This is a genomic window from Hylemonella gracilis (assembly GCF_004328645.1).
GTDB lineage: Bacteria > Pseudomonadota > Gammaproteobacteria > Burkholderiales > Burkholderiaceae_C > Hylemonella > Hylemonella gracilis_B.
This window is the reverse complement of sequence record NZ_CP031395.1, coordinates 3,124,850-3,138,787: the sequence shown is the minus strand read 5'-3', so window position 1 is coordinate 3,138,787 and position 13,938 is coordinate 3,124,850. Positions and strand designations below refer to the sequence as shown.

15 protein-coding genes are annotated in these 13,938 nt (G+C 65.4%); 10 read left to right on the top strand and 5 right to left on the bottom strand.

Annotated features, from left to right (window positions below; translation table 11 throughout):
* The first annotated feature begins 44 nt into the window (after nucleotides 1–44).
* The 3 genes from DW355_RS14710 to DW355_RS14700 are packed head-to-tail and all read left to right on the top strand — an operon-like array spanning nucleotide 45 to nucleotide 2,254.
* Nucleotides 45–692, top strand: a complete 648-nt coding sequence (locus DW355_RS14710; RefSeq protein ID WP_131281131.1) for a DUF47 domain-containing protein — start codon at nucleotides 45–47, stop codon at nucleotides 690–692.
* A gap of 10 nt (nucleotides 693–702) precedes the next feature.
* Nucleotides 703–1,725 (top strand): inorganic phosphate transporter, encoded by a 1,023-nt coding sequence (locus DW355_RS14705; RefSeq protein ID WP_131281130.1) that lies wholly within the window; start codon nucleotides 703–705, stop codon nucleotides 1,723–1,725.
* 58 nt (nucleotides 1,726–1,783) lie between these two features.
* On the top strand, nucleotides 1,784–2,254 hold the full coding sequence (locus DW355_RS14700; protein ID WP_131281128.1) for a Crp/Fnr family transcriptional regulator: 471 nt from the start codon (nucleotides 1,784–1,786) through the stop codon (nucleotides 2,252–2,254).
* 57 nt (nucleotides 2,255–2,311) lie between these two features.
* Here DW355_RS14700 and DW355_RS14695 read toward each other — a convergent pair whose 3' ends face one another.
* Nucleotides 2,312–2,761 carry a TM2 domain-containing protein gene (locus DW355_RS14695; RefSeq protein ID WP_131281126.1) on the bottom strand — a complete coding sequence of 150 codons (450 nt, stop codon included), beginning with the start codon at nucleotides 2,759–2,761 and terminating at the stop codon, nucleotides 2,312–2,314.
* A 194-nt stretch (nucleotides 2,762–2,955) separates the two neighbouring features.
* Here DW355_RS14695 and rpsP point away from each other — a divergent pair, with 194 nt between their 5' ends.
* The 6 genes from rpsP (at nucleotide 2,956) to ampE (ending at nucleotide 7,228) form a co-directional block, all read left to right on the top strand.
* Nucleotides 2,956–3,207 (top strand): 30S ribosomal protein S16, encoded by a 252-nt coding sequence (gene rpsP / locus DW355_RS14690; protein ID WP_131281125.1) that lies wholly within the window; start codon nucleotides 2,956–2,958, stop codon nucleotides 3,205–3,207.
* A gap of 100 nt (nucleotides 3,208–3,307) precedes the next feature.
* On the top strand, nucleotides 3,308–3,889 hold the full coding sequence (rimM, locus tag DW355_RS14685) for a ribosome maturation factor RimM (protein ID WP_131281123.1): 582 nt from the start codon (nucleotides 3,308–3,310) through the stop codon (nucleotides 3,887–3,889).
* Nucleotides 3,890–3,942: 53 nt separating this feature from the next.
* Nucleotides 3,943–4,725 (top strand): tRNA (guanosine(37)-N1)-methyltransferase TrmD, encoded by a 783-nt coding sequence (gene trmD / locus DW355_RS14680; RefSeq protein WP_131281122.1) that lies wholly within the window; start codon nucleotides 3,943–3,945, stop codon nucleotides 4,723–4,725.
* A gap of 128 nt (nucleotides 4,726–4,853) precedes the next feature.
* Complete coding sequence (rplS, locus tag DW355_RS14675; RefSeq protein WP_131281120.1) at nucleotides 4,854–5,246, top strand: 50S ribosomal protein L19; 393 nt, start codon at nucleotides 4,854–4,856, stop codon at nucleotides 5,244–5,246.
* A 148-nt stretch (nucleotides 5,247–5,394) separates the two neighbouring features.
* Entirely contained in the window at nucleotides 5,395–6,102 is a 708-nt protein-coding gene (locus tag DW355_RS14670) for a CoA pyrophosphatase (RefSeq protein ID WP_131281118.1), read from the top strand.
* A 70-nt stretch (nucleotides 6,103–6,172) separates the two neighbouring features.
* The gene (ampE, locus tag DW355_RS14665; RefSeq protein WP_131281117.1) at nucleotides 6,173–7,228 is read left to right on the top strand and encodes a regulatory signaling modulator protein AmpE; all 1,056 of its coding nucleotides are present in this window, start codon (nucleotides 6,173–6,175) and stop codon (nucleotides 7,226–7,228) included.
* Nucleotides 7,229–7,268: 40 nt separating this feature from the next.
* On the opposite strand, the gene DW355_RS14660 is transcribed toward ampE, so the two are convergent.
* Nucleotides 7,269–9,728, bottom strand: a complete 2,460-nt coding sequence (locus DW355_RS14660; protein WP_131281115.1) for a hybrid sensor histidine kinase/response regulator — start codon at nucleotides 9,726–9,728, stop codon at nucleotides 7,269–7,271.
* Nucleotides 9,725–10,546, bottom strand: a complete 822-nt coding sequence (locus tag DW355_RS14655; protein ID WP_131281113.1) for a response regulator transcription factor — start codon at nucleotides 10,544–10,546, stop codon at nucleotides 9,725–9,727. The genes DW355_RS14660 and DW355_RS14655 overlap by 4 nt, the downstream gene beginning before the upstream one ends.
* Nucleotides 10,547–10,726: 180 nt before the next feature.
* Here DW355_RS14655 and DW355_RS14650 point away from each other — a divergent pair, with 180 nt between their 5' ends.
* A complete protein-coding gene (locus DW355_RS14650; RefSeq protein WP_131281112.1) occupies nucleotides 10,727–11,464 on the top strand; it encodes a hypothetical protein in 738 nt (245 codons plus the stop codon).
* A gap of 37 nt (nucleotides 11,465–11,501) precedes the next feature.
* Here the strand turns inward: DW355_RS14650 and rsgA are convergent, their stop codons facing one another.
* Together rsgA and DW355_RS14640 are read right to left on the bottom strand one after the other, a co-directional pair.
* On the bottom strand, nucleotides 11,502–12,506 hold the full coding sequence (gene rsgA, locus DW355_RS14645; protein WP_131281110.1) for a ribosome small subunit-dependent GTPase A: 1,005 nt from the start codon (nucleotides 12,504–12,506) through the stop codon (nucleotides 11,502–11,504).
* A gap of 53 nt (nucleotides 12,507–12,559) precedes the next feature.
* On the bottom strand, nucleotides 12,560–13,933 hold the full coding sequence (locus DW355_RS14640) for a M48 family metallopeptidase (protein WP_131281109.1): 1,374 nt from the start codon (nucleotides 13,931–13,933) through the stop codon (nucleotides 12,560–12,562).
* Nucleotides 13,934–13,938 lie beyond the last annotated feature (5 nt).

The window sequence follows — 13,938 nt, the reverse complement described above, 5'->3', positions numbered from 1 at the left end:
CGGTTAAACTCGACCTTTCATCAATTCGTCACAAAAAAGACACCATGCTGTTTGGAAAACTGATGCCGCGTGACGGCAATTTCTTCGAGAAATTCAACCAGCATGCGGACCGCACGGTGCAGGCGGCCCGGGCCTTTGCCCAATTGGTGGCGAACTATGGCGATGTGAAGTTGCGCGAGCAGTACAACCGTGAAGTGGACGAGGCCGAGCATGCGGCGGACCGCATCACGCAGGACGTGAGCCGAACCCTGCACCTGACCTTCATCACGCCCATCGACCGCGAGCAGATTCACACGCTGATCAACACCATGGACGACGTGGCCGACCTGCTGCAGGACGCGGCCGAGACCATGGCGCTCTACGACGTGCGCGAGATGACCGATGAGATCGTGCGCCTGACCGAACTCTGCGTGAAGTGCTGCGAGCGGGTGAAGGACGCGGTCTACCTGCTCGGGACCATCGGCGAGGCCAAGTCGGCCGAGGCCGCGCTCAAGACCTGCGAGGAGATCGACAAACTCGAATCGGACGCCGACCGCGTGATGCGCACCGCCATGAGCAAGTTGTTCCGTGAGCAGCCCGACGTGCGCGAAATCATCAAGCTCAAGGCCATCTACGAATTGCTGGAGACCGTGACCGACCGCTGCGAGGACGTCGCCAACGTCATCGAGGGCATCGTCCTCGAGAACGCCTGAGGACGCGGGCATGGAGAATCTCACTCACGTGACGCCGTCGGCGATGTGGATCATCGTCCTGCTGGTCTGCATGGCCCTGGTCTTTGATTTCATGAACGGGTTTCATGACGCGGCCAATTCCATCGCCACAGTCGTTTCCACGGGCGTCTTGCGGCCCGGCCAGGCCGTGCTGTTCGCGGCCTTCTTCAACGTCGTGGCCGTGTTCGTCTTCCACCTGAGCGTGGCGGCCACCGTGGGCAAGGGCATCGTGCAACCCGGCATCGTGGACACGAACGTGATCTTCGGCGCATTGGCCGGCGCGATCACCTGGAACCTGATCACCTGGTACTACGGCATTCCCAGCAGTTCATCGCATGCGCTGATCGGCGGGATCGTGGGCGCGGTGATCGGCAAGTCCGGCACCGATGCCTTGCTGGCCAGTGGCATTCTGAAGACGGTCTTGTTCATCTTTGTCTCGCCCTTGCTCGGCTTTCTGCTGGGCTCGCTGATGATGCTGCTCGTGGCCTGGGTGTTCCGGCGCACCTCGCCCGCGCGGGTGGACGGGTGGTTCCGTCGCCTGCAACTGCTGTCGGCCGGTGCGTACAGCCTGGGGCATGGCGGCAATGACGCGCAGAAGACCATCGGCATCATCTGGATGCTGCTGATCGCTACCGGGTATGGCGTGGCCAGCGACGCCTCGCCGCCGGGCTGGGTGATCGTGGCCTGCTACCTCGCCATTGGCCTGGGCACCATGTTCGGCGGCTGGCGCATCGTCAAGACCATGGGACAGAAGATCACAAAGCTCAAGCCCGTGGGTGGTTTCTGCGCCGAAACGGGCGGGGCGTTGACCCTGTTCTTCGCCACCGCCCTGGGCGTTCCGGTGTCGACCACCCACACCATCACCGGCGCCATCGTCGGCGTGGGGTCGTCGCAGCGAGCCAGCGCCGTGCGCTGGGGGGTGGCGGGCAACATCGTCTGGGCGTGGATCTTCACCATTCCGGCCAGCGCCTTTGTCGCCATCGTGGCCTACTGGATCAGCCTGGGCTTGTTCTGAGTCCGTTCGTCCTATACATTTGCGGCCACCCAAAACCCGCCGCAAGGAAGGACGAACCATGGCAACGCCCGGTGACCTGCTTCAGAACGTCTCCCTCTTCAAGGACCTGTCCGCTGCCGAGTTGCAGACCATCAGCGAGGTCGCGAAGGTGCAGACCTACGCCGGGGGAGACCAAGTCTTCGGGGAAGGCGACCCGGCGGATGCCTTGTATGTGATCAAGTTCGGCTCGGTGCGCATCAGCCACAGTGCGCGCGACAACGAAGTGGACATCGCGCAGTTGGGGTCGGGTTCTCACTTCGGCGAGATGTCCTTCGTGGACGGTGAGCCCCGCTCGGCGACGGTCGAGGTGCTGGAAAAAAGCGAGTTGGTCCGCATCGGCTTTTCGGAGCTGAAGGCCTTGTTTGACAAGCAGCCGACGATCGCCGTCAAGGCGTACCAGTCCCTGGCCCATTTCCTGTGCCGGCGCCTGCGGGTGACTACCACGGACCTGTCCTTCGCCCGTGAGCGCAAGAGCACCCGGCATTCCTGAGCGGCCACTAATGCCTGTCTGACGGAGGCCACCACGTGGCCACCGCCGGTGGGGTCATCACTGCGAGATCTTCTGTGCCTCTTCGATCTGGTATTCGAAATAGCGCTGGAAGCTGAAGGCGATGGACGACATGAGCGCCGTCGCGCCGATCAACAGGGAGCAGACCACCGCGCCGATGGTCAGCCAGTGGGTCTGGCCGGCGCTGTCGTCTGGCGCGGCCTGCGGGTTGTGCCGTGCATTCCATTTCTCGGGCGTGGCCAGGCCGTAGACGATGGCCGTGAGCGCGCAGGCCGCGAGGGTGAATCCGAACAAGGGCGTGAGCACCCAGCTCCAGCCATCGTCCACGCCAAACTCCAAAGCACGCTGGATGCCGTACAGGCCCAGCGCCGTCGGAATGGGAAGGAGCCAGCCGAGGGTGTCCGCCCAGCCGTGCAGGTAGAAACGATGCAGGCCCAAGGGGCCGCCGAGGAAGGCCAGCCAGGCGGCCAGCGTCTTGTTTTTTCTCATGGAGCCGAATTGTGCCGCAGCCAGCGTCCGCAAGGTCTTGGCGTCGGGTTCGAAGCGGCTATAATTGAAGGCTTTCCGATGTGTCGCTGGCCGGGTGGTCAGTTGCGTGTCTCAAACGTCGGGAGAAACCGGCCTGCTTGTTGTATCTAGCGATCAGGCTTCATCGATTCCCCTTTCGGGGATAAGGACAAACCATGGTCGTGATCCGACTCTCCCGCGGCGGCGCCAAGTCGCGCCCCTTCTTCAACATCGTCGTGGCCGACAAGCGCAACCGTCGCGACGGCAACTTCATCGAGCGCATCGGCTTCTACAACCCGCTGGCGACCGAGAAGGAAGAAAGCATCCGCGTCGCGCAAGATCGCCTGAGCTATTGGCAGGGTGTCGGTGCACAGGCTTCGCCCACCGTGGAGCGCCTGGTCAAGCAGTTCGCCAAGAAGGCGGCCTAAGCTTTTTTTTGTCGCCTTCGCCCCAAGGCGCGTTCTCGCGCCACGGTGCCGGTCCCCACGCGGGTGCGGCCTTGGGGGTGATCCGATGGTCAGCTAGCCCATGACCCCTGGAAATCCCTTGCTTGCGCTGGAGCCTGCCGAACTACCGGCGGACGCCATCGAGGTCGGGCGCATCCTGGATGCCTGGGGCATCAAGGGCTGGTTCAAGGTTCTGCCGTACAGCGCCTCCCCCGAGGCGCTTTTTACTTCCAAGCGCTGGTTTCTGCTGCCCTCTGAGAGGGGCGCCAGGGCTTTTGAAGGCGTGGTCCGGCTGGCCATCAAGGAAGCCAAGGAACATTCAGACTCGGTCGTGGCCACCTCGCATGAGGTGGTGGATCGCTCGGCCGCCGAGGCCCTGCGGGGGGCCCGCATTTTCGTCTCCCGTTCCAGCTTTCCCACGCCCGACAAGGACGAGTACTACTGGGTGGACCTGCTCGGCCTGGATGTCGTCAACCGCGAAGGCGTGCATCTGGGGCAAGTGCATGATCTGCAATCCACCGGGCCGCAGACCGTCCTGATCATTGCCTGGACCGGGCCGGATGGCAAGGCCGCCGAGCGCATGATTCCCTTCGTGTCGGCCTTTGTGGATGGCGTCGATCTGCCCGCGCGCCGTATCTCGGTCGACTGGCAACCTGATTACTGAGCGGGCGAAGGCGTGGCGATCTTCGCGCCGCCGAGCCGTTGCGAAGGTGTCCCATGCGTTTCGATGTCCTGACCCTGTTCCCCGAACTGTTCGCCCCCCTGCTGACGAGTGGCATCACGCGTCGTGCCTACCGTGGCAATGGTGAAGGCGGCGCCATTGACGTGCATCTGCACAACCCCCGCGATCAGGCCGAGGGCAATTACCGCCGCGTCGATGACCGTCCGTTTGGGGGCGGTCCGGGCATGGTCATGATGGCCGAGCCGCTGGCGCGTTGTCTGGCGGCCGCGCAGGCGGCCCGCGCGGCCGCCGCCTGCCCACCTGGGCCGGTGCTGCTGTTTTCCCCCCTGGGTCGGACCTTGAACCACGCCGAAGTGGAGCGCTGGGCGGCCAGCCCAGGCGCGGTGCTGGTCTGCGGCCGTTATGAAGGCCTGGACCAGCGCTTCATCGACACCCACGTGGACGAGCAGATCAGCCTCGGGGATTTTGTGTTGTCCGGCGGCGAGATCGCGGCCATGGCCTTGCTGGATGCCGTCGCGCGTCTGCAGCCGGGCGTGCTGGGTGACGCCGAAAGCCATGCGCAGGACAGCTTCAACCCGCTGCTGGACGGCTTGCTGGACTGCCCGCATTACACCCGCCCCGAAAAATGGGTGTCGGAGGGACAGGTACAGGGTGTCCCCGAGGTGCTGCTGTCGGGCAACCATGCCCGGATCGAGCGCTGGCGGCGCGAGCAGCGGTTGGCATTGACGGCGCGCCTGCGTCCCGACCTGCTGGCGCAGGCCCGCAAGGCGGGCCGCCTGTCGCGCCAGGATGAGACTTTTCTGTCCAGCCTGCTATAATCGCGGGCTTCCTGATCCTCTGTCCGGCCGCTGTTGTACGCAGCACCGCCCTCCAGCCTTCGCTGGCAGGGGCGACGCGTGAAAACAGCCTTTAGTGCAGCGCGGACAAGATCGCCAAGAGGAATTTCATGAACCTGATCCAGACCCTCGAACAAGAGGAAATCGCCCGTCTGACCGAGAAAACGGGCAAGACCATTCCCGCTTTCGCGCCCGGCGACACCGTGATCGTCAGCGTCAACGTGGTCGAAGGCACTCGCAAGCGCGCCCAGGCCTATGAAGGCGTGGTGATCGCCAAGCGCAATCGCGGCCTGAACAGCGCCTTCACCGTGCGCAAGATCTCCAGCGGCGAAGGCGTGGAGCGTACCTTCCAGACCTACAGCCCGCTGATCGCCAGCATCGAAGTCAAGCGCCGTGGTGACGTGCGCCGCGCCAAGCTGTACTACCTGCGTCAGCGCAGCGGCAAGTCGGCTCGCATCAAGGAAAAGCTGGCTTTCAAGACCTTGGAAGCCTCGGCGGAGTAATAACTCCCCGGCCGGGTTCAACCGGTCGATTCCACAAGAACCGCCCTCGTACTTGGTCCGCAGGGCGGTTTTTCTTTTGGGGCGGCATCATTCCAAGTGGGTCCGTATCTGATCTACTCGACAGCTTGCTGGCTGAGGCTCTGAGCCGATGAGCGCGTCCGACCCCATTCCGCTGTCCAGGATTCCGAACTTCGACCCGCGCGCGGTGCCTGCGCGCGCGGTGGACGGCCATCTCCCGCCCGTGCCGATGGCGCGCCTGACCCCCGAGGCGCTGCGGCAACGCTTCCTCGCGCCGCCGGCCTGGCAGCCAGAGGTGCGGGCCGAGCCGCGTTTTGTTCAACGCAAGCCCGCCCAGGCCGCTGTGCTGGTGCCCTTGGTCATGTGGCCCGAGCCCACGCTGCTGCTCACCCAGCGCACGGCGCAGCTGCGCAACCATTCGGGGCAGATCGCCTTTCCTGGTGGACGGGTGGACGCGATGGATGCCGACGTGGCCGACGCCGCACTGCGTGAAGCCGAAGAGGAAGTGGGGCTGGCGCGCGATCGGGTGGAAGTGTTGGGCACGCTGCCGACCTACACCACGGGCACCGCCTTCGTGGTCACGCCTGTGGTGGCGCTGGTGCGACCAGGTTTCACGCTGCGGCCCAATCCGGTCGAGGTGGCTGATGCCTTTGAGGTTCCGCTGGCGTTTCTGCTGGACCCGTCTCACCACCGACGGCATGCGCACGAGTTCGAAGGCGTGATGCGCGAATGGTTCTCCATGCCTTGGACCGATGCCACGCGAGGCGGTACCGAGCGCTTCATTTGGGGCGCGACGGCGGGCATGCTGCGCAACTTTTACCGTTTCATGGCGGCGTGATGGCGGTTTTCCGGCTTTGATTTGATGAGGGGGATGCACCACCCGGTATGGCCCCGTTATCATCATGGGCATGAGCTTTTTCTCCCTCTTGCTGGCCTTGCTGATCGAGCAGGCGCGCCCACTCGGGCGTGGAAACATCGTGCATGCCCGGGTACGCGCCTGGCTGCGCTGGGTGGCGCGCAAATTCGACATTGGTCATTCGCCCTGGCTCGCCTGGGGCATCGCGGTGCTGGTGCCGGCCCTCGTGACCGCAGGCATTTACCTGTGGCTCAAGTCGTCCCTGGGCTGGTTTGGCGGCCTGCTCGCCCTGGCCTGGAACGTCTGGATGCTCTACGTCACCCTGGGGTTTCGGCAGTTCAGTTTTCACTTCAGCGCGATCCGTGACGCGCTGGAGGCCGGTGACGAGCAAACGGCCCGCCGCCTGCTGGCAGAGTGGCAGCAAATCGACGCCAGCGAGTTGCCCCCGCGCGAGATCATCCGGCATGTGCTGGAGTACTCCGTGGTGGCCGCGCACCGCCACGTGCTGGGCGTGCTCACTTGGTTCCTGATCTTTTCGCTGCTGGGCCTCGGGCCCGCAGGCGCGGTGTTCTATCGCTTGAGCGAGCTGATCACGCGCTACTGGCCGCATGTCTCGCGCAAGCAGGCGCCCTGGGTGAGCGAGGCTGTGCTCGCCGTTGCCGCCCGTGCCTGGAGTTGGGTGGACTGGCTGCCGGCGCGCATCACCGCCTTCGGTTTTGCCGTGGTCGGGCGCTTTGAAGACGCGGTGGATGCCTGGCGCCGCCACGAAGAGTTCAAGCGCATGCAGCAGAAGGAGGCGCAGGAGTCCGGTCGTGGCACCGGCGCGCAGGCCCGGCTGGAGGCGCTGGCTGGGGTGAGGCCTGGTGAACAGCTGGGCGACAACGCCCGCGCGCAGGACAACGACCATCTGATCATCGCCGCGCTCGCCGGTGCGCTCAATGTGCGTCTGGGACTTTCCGAGGCGTCCCGCGCCCGCCTGGGTGAACGGGTGGACTGGCAGGAGCCGCAGCTGGCGCACCTGCGCAGCAGCGTGGGCCTGATCTGGCGCGCGGTGGTGTTCTGGATGTTGCTGCTCGCTCTGATGACCGTGGGGCGCTGGCTGGCCTGATGACGGTTTGAGCGTCGGGCCGTGTTGTCCACCGACGCCGTCACTGCGCTGACGGTCCCGCCGCGCGCACCAGGCTGTCGATCTGCCGCAGCAATTCGCCGCTGGTGGCAGGTTTGAGCAGACTGGCGTCAAAGCCCAGATCGGCCGGCCAGTCCAGGGGCGGCAGGGGTGGCGCCGCAGAGTACAGCAGCACGGGCAGGCGGGGCCGCGAAGCGCGGGCCTGGGCCAGCAATTCCCAGCCGTCCATGCGCGGCATCATCTGGTCGGTCAGCAGCAGATCGTAGTCGTCTTCCCGCAGCATCTGCAGCGCTTCGAGGCCATCCGCCGCCGCGCTGACTTCGAAGCCATAGCCGCCCAGCAGATCGGTCAGTTGATCGCGATTGGCGGGCAGGTCGTCGGCGACCAGGATACGGCGACCCCGCCCCTCCACCTCGGCCGCGTGGCTCTCGACGAAGATGTCGCGGACCTCGCTTTCATCGGCGAGTTCCAGGTCCAGCGCGAAGCTGAAGCGGCTGCCCTGGCCCGGCGTGGATGCCAGTTCCAGTTCGGTTCCCATGCCATCGAGCAACTGCCGCACGATGGTCAGGCCCAAGCCGACTCCGTCCACGCCTCGCGCGTTGGCGCCGCGCCCAAAGGGCTGCATCACCTTGTCGCGCTCGCTTTCGGCGATGCCCTGGCCGGTGTCGCAGACCGAGAAACGCAGGCGCGTCCGGCCGTTGCCTGTTTCCCGCTCGTCGCCATCCAGAGGCTCGACCTGCAGGCGGATCTCCCCCTGGGTCGTGAACTTGGCGGCATTGCCCATCAGATTGAGCAGCACCTGGCGCAGATGCCGAAAGTCGGCCCGCACGACCAGCGGCAGGTCGATCGGGATCTCGGTCTCGAACCGGTTCTGCTGGCGCTGCGCTAGCAGACGGCCTTCTTGTTCCATTTCGTGCAGCAAGGCGTAGAGGTAACCCGGTTCGGCGTGGATCTCCGGGCCTTTCAGGTCCTGTCGGGCGAACTCCAGCAACTCGTCGATCAGCTCCATCTGGCGGCGTGCGCTGCGCTCAATGTGCCGCGTGGTCTGCGCTTCGAGGGCCGCCGCCGATTGCGTGATGTTGATGATCCCCGCCAGCGGCGAGCGCAGATCGTGGCTGATGCGTGCCAGCAGATTGCGTCGGGCGTCCAAGGCTTCCCGCAACTGGCCCGTACGTTGGGCCACCGCGCTTTCCAGCCGTTCCAGCTCACCGCGGCGCTGGTTTTCGAGGGCAGCCTGGGCACGCTGCTCGCGCCGCTGGCTGCCCAGAACCTCCAGCACCATGGTGGCGGCCAGCCAGACCGCGCCGTTGAGGGTGCCCGACAGGTTCTGCACGTACGACGATTGCCACACCAGGCTGCTCAGCAGTTCCAGCGCGGGTGGGAAGTGCTGCGCCCAGGGCACGGCCTTGTCCAGATGGAAGACATACTGGGACAGCAGCTGCAGCGCCATGATGTGCATGCCCAGCCAGGCCATGAACTGGTGGCGACGGCCATGCAGCAAAACGGCGACGAAGGACACGATCACCCACAGGCCGATGCTGGTCATCGCCGGCGCCGCGTACCAGCCGACGATGCGCGTGAGGATGTAGAACCCCACCAGCGCCACGATCATGTGGGTCCAGAGGCGAGGCAGGCGGCTCAGACCGTACAACTGCCGCACATAGATCAGAAAGCCCGAGATCGCGAAGGTGCCGGTCACCGCCGCGCAGGCCTCGGTGTAGGGCAGCAGGGCCGGGAAATAGAAGAGATAGCCGTTGACGACGCAGACGAAGAGCGCGTTGAAGAGGGCCCCGACCGACAGCGCCAGCAGCATGCCCGAGCGCAGGATCCAGCCGACGGTCAGGCCCACCGCCACCACCAGCAGCACGATGCCCTGCGACAGGCCGTCGATGATGTGCGTGTTCTGCTGCGTCTGCAGCCAGGCGGCGTCCGAGTAGAGCTGTGGGTTCACCAGCAATATGCTGGAAGTGCTCGAGACGCGGGCCAGCACGCGGGTTGTTTCCCCAGGCTGCAGGTCCAGCAGGAACACGGGCTGGCGCTGCGCCACGGCCCAGGTTCGCAGGGCATACGCGCTGCCCGAACGCTGGCTGTGCCACAGCCCATCCACGCGCAGCACGTGCACCTGCTGGTCCTCGACGCTGGGCTTGGCCAGGTTCAGCCATCGGCGGCAAGGCTGCGACTGCGTGTTGTGCAAGGTCATGTCCAGCCAGACGCCGGCCTCGCTGTAGCGGGGCAGGGTCTGGGGGTCGAGCGGGGCGAAGGCGCTCGCGGGCAGGCGGGCGATTTCCTCGGGTGTTTGGCGCCCCGTCCCGTCCACGTGCACCTCGACTTTGCCGCCCAGCAATTGCTGAGAGTCGGCGCAGGCGTCGATCGTTGTCGCATGAGCCCAGGGCGTACTCAGTCCCGTCAGCAGCAGGCACAGCCGCAGCACCCGCATGCGCCCCACCAGCTGTGTCAGCCAAAGGCGGCAACCAAGCCTCATTCGGACTTGCCCTTGCCCCGCGCCTGTTGCCGATAGTCGCTGGGCGTCATGGACTGTTGTTCGCGGAATGCCGTCGCGAAATTCGCCGCGCTCTGGTAGCCGGTCAGTTCGGCGATGTCCTGAATCTCCAAGTTGCTGTTCACCAGCAGGTCCTTGGCCTTTTGCAATCGCAGCTGGCGAGCGAACGCGAACACCGTGCTGCCCGCCCGCTGGCGAAACACTTGGGACAGTCGTTTTTCGTGGGTGCCCACGGCGGAGGCAATCTCCGTCAAGCCGGGCAGATCGGCCAAATGTGCTTCGATGAAACGCATGGCCGCGCGCAGCAGCGCCTCGTCGGCGTCGGTCGGTGAACTCACCTCGGGTGATGGTGTGCTGGCTTGCACGGCCCGCGGCGCGGGTGCCTGCTGCTGTTTGCCTCGCCGCGCCAACTGCATGTGGATGCGTATGCGCGCCAGCACTTCCTGCGGTTCAAAGGGCTTGGTCACATAGTCCACGCCGCCCTGTGTCAGTCCGGCCAGACGCTGGTCGGCTTCGTGTTGGGCGGAGAGGAAGATCACCGGAATGTCCTGGGTCTCCGGCGCGGCGCGCAGGCGCCGCAGCAAGGCCATGCCGTCCATGCCCGGCATGGAGACGTCCAGCACGATCAGGTCGGGTTGCAGGGCCAGGGCACGCAGATGCCCCCGATGCGGCTCTGCCGCCAGGGACACCTGCCAGCCTTGCTGCCGGATCAGGGTCACCAGGGCACGCAAGGCCTCGGGTTCGTCATCGATCAGCAGGATGTGGGGCGGATCGGGAGCTTGGACGTGGGCGGCGCACATGGTTCAAATGAGAGTGATTCGCCTGCGGGCCAGCGGCACGCCCTCGTGGGCCACTGGGCAAAAATGTAACAACCGCCGGTTTTCCTTTGCGGCAAAGGAAAAGTCCGCTGTGCCAAAGATGCAACTTGTCCAGGCAGGCGATCCTTCGTCCATCGGTTGTCCTTTGGAAAGATGAGCATCATGCTGCAGAACCTGCGCGCCCTTGTGTACCAGCAACAATTTGACGTTCTGGCGCTCGCCGCCAAGTGTTACTACCTGGAGGGCGGCGACCTCTCGGCCCTGCTGTTGCAGGGCTTGGCCCATGCCCATCTGGGTGAGCACGAACAGGCCCGTGTGCTGCTGGATCAGGTACAGCAACGGCGGCATGAGCTGAACTTCGAGGCCCAGGTGGACCTCGGCGCGGCGCTGCTGCTGCTGGGCCAGAACGCCCAGGCGGACCTGCTGCTGCGCGCGGCGGTGCGCCAGATGCCTCAGCAACTGCCTCAGCAGGCCTATGCGCGCGCGCACCTGGCCTGGCTGGCGCAGCAGAACGGTCGCACCGACGAAGCCCTGGAAGGCTATCGGCAGGCGTTCGCGCACGTGCCGGGCATGGTGATGGTGTGGTCCAGCCTGGTGCGCCTGCTGCTGAGCCTGCGTCAGCCAGGGGAGGCTCAGGAGGTGCTGGAACACGCCCAGTCTGTTTTCCAGGAGATGCAGGCTCAACTCGACGAACCCGTGGCGCAACAGCAGAAGGCCGGTCTGGATCTGCTGCAATGGGAAATCTGGTGCGCGACAGAGCAATACGCGGCGGCCGAGAGCTGGCTGAGCGAACGGGTCGCCGACCAGGACGAAGCGGCTGTCTTTCGTCAAGCGCTCATCCGTTCGCGTCAGATCGGCGTCATGCAGCGCCTTCCGGCGCGCAGCATGAGCGTGCACTGAGCGTCGACGGGCGCCGCCGCAGCAGCGGGTGCGGCGCTCAATACCGGGGCGGCATGGACAGTTCGGCATGCAGTTCACGGTAGATACGATAGCGACTGGATGTGACAGGCGAATCCAGCCCCTCAGGGTGCGCCGGGACACCTGTCCCGGTTTGCGGCGCAGTCGCAGACTCGCCCGGTTCGACCGCCGCGATGACCGCGCAGCCCGGTTCGTGCAAGTGTGTGCAGTTGTAGAAGCGGCAGGCGCCCGCGTGCATGCGCAGGTCCGGCATCAGGCTGGCCAATTGCGCTGCCTCGATGTGGTGCAGACCGAACTCCTGGAATCCCGGTGAGTCAATCAGCGCCGTGCGCGGTGTGGCGCAACCCGCACCCGCTTCCGCGTCCACCCAGTACCAGCGGGTGTGGGTCGTGGTGTGCTTGCCGCTGTTGAGTGCGCTGGAAATCTCGCCGGTCTGGGCCTGCGCATCGGGTGCGAACAGGTTGATCAGGGTGCTTTTGCCCGCGCCCGAAGGACCGAGCACCAGCGTGGCCCGCCCCTGCAGATGCTGGCGCAGGGCCAGCACGCTGTCCTGCGTGGGGCCGTTCTTCAGGTTCAGGGGCAGCACCGTGTAGGCCATGCGCTGGTAGGCCGCGAGCCGTGCCCAGGCGCGTGCATGCGCGGCGCTCAGGTCGCTCTTGTTCAGCGCGATCAGTGGGGGAATGCCGGCCGCCTCAGCGGCGATCAGGGCCCGCGCCAGCTGGCTTTCGGAAAATTCCGGCTCGGCCGCAATGAGGATCAGGACCTGGTCGATGTTCGCGGCGAAGCTCTTGCTGCGCAGCTCGTCCTGGCGGTAGAACAGGTTGCGGCGGGCGTCGATGGCCTCGATGCTGCCTTCATCCCCGGTCGGCAACCAGCGCACGCGGTCACCCACCACGGCGTTGTTCTTTTTGCCGCGCGGGTGGCAGATCAGGCGCCGTCCACCGGGGCCTTCCGGGCTTTCAACCAGCAGATGCCGGCCATGGCTGGCCACCACGAGCCCCGATGTTGGAGGCTGCCCTGCCAAGGCGGGGTGGCCTGCCGCGCGGCCATTCCCTCGCTTTGCCTTGTTGGCGCCGTTCAAGCCGTGCCTTGCGGGTACGCGCCCAGGCCCAGCCGCGCCAGGCGTTGGTTGGCGGGCGGGTGCGAGTAATAAAAGGCCACGTAGAGTGGATCGGGCGTCAGCGTGGCGGCATTGTCTTCGTAGAGCTTGAGCAGGGCGCTGGCCAGGTCGGCGGCGTCGGTCTGTTGCGCGGCGTAGGCGTCGGCCTCGAACTCATGCTTACGCGAACCGCGTGCTGCCAGGGGCGTGATGAAAAAGCTGAACACGGGCGCGACCAGCAGGAAAAGCAGCAGGGCCAGCGCATCGTTCGACGCGGCAAACGAGGCGGGCAGTCCGTGGGCCACCTCGGGCGGAAGGGCGGACAAAGCCGCGCCGAGGGCGGGCACCAGCATCTCCAGGCTGGGCGTCACGCCCAGGCCGGTGTAGAACCAGGCTTGTTGCGCCAACCAGCCCAGCAGCGCAAAACCCGCCAGACTCATCGCGAACATCATCACGATGCGCTTGAGGATGTGCTTGTGCTTGAAATGCCCCAGCTCGTGCGCCAGCACGGCATCCACTTCGCCGGGTTTGAGTTTGCTCAGGAGGGTGTCGAAGAACACCACGCGCTTGGCCGTGCCGAAGCCTGTGAAGTAGGCGTTGGCGTGCGCGCTGCGGCGGCTGCCATCCATCACGTATAGGCCCTGGGCCTGGAAACCGCAGCGCTGCATCAGGGCCGTCACCCGCGTTTTCAGCGATTCGTCTTCCAGCGGCTGGAACTTGTTGAACAGCGGCGCGATGAAGGTCGGATAGATCCACAGCAGCAGCAGGTTGAAGCCCATCCAGGCGCCCCACGCCCAGAGCCACCATAGCGTGCCGGTGGCACCCATGAACCAGAGCACCAGGGCCGCGATCGGCAGGCCGATGGCGGCACCCAGCAGCGTGCCCTTGACGAGGTCACCCAGCCAGAGCTTGAAGCTCATCTTGTTGAAGCCAAAGCGTTGCTCGATCACGAAGGTCTGGTAGAGCGAGAAGGGCAGTTCGATCAGCCCGCCCACCACGACGAAGGCGGCAATCAGCACAAGCTGTTGGCCCATGCCCGGGCCCATCCACCCCAGCACCGCCTGATTCAGCGCATCCAACCCGCCGAGCAAGGTCCAAGCCAACAGCACGGCGCCGGAAAAAGCCGTTTCCAGCAGGCCGAAGCGCAACTTGGTCACGCTGTAATCGGCGGCCTTCTGGTGGGCGGCCAGGGTGATGGCGCGGTCGAAGGCGGTTGGCACGCTGGCTCGGTGACGGGTGATGTGCCGGATCTGCCGCGTGGCGAGCCAGAATTTGGTCAGCAGGCCCAACAGCAGAGCTGTGGCGAACAACAGGGTCAGGGCAAAAGACGGTGAGAAGGTGGCGGCATCCATGGTCG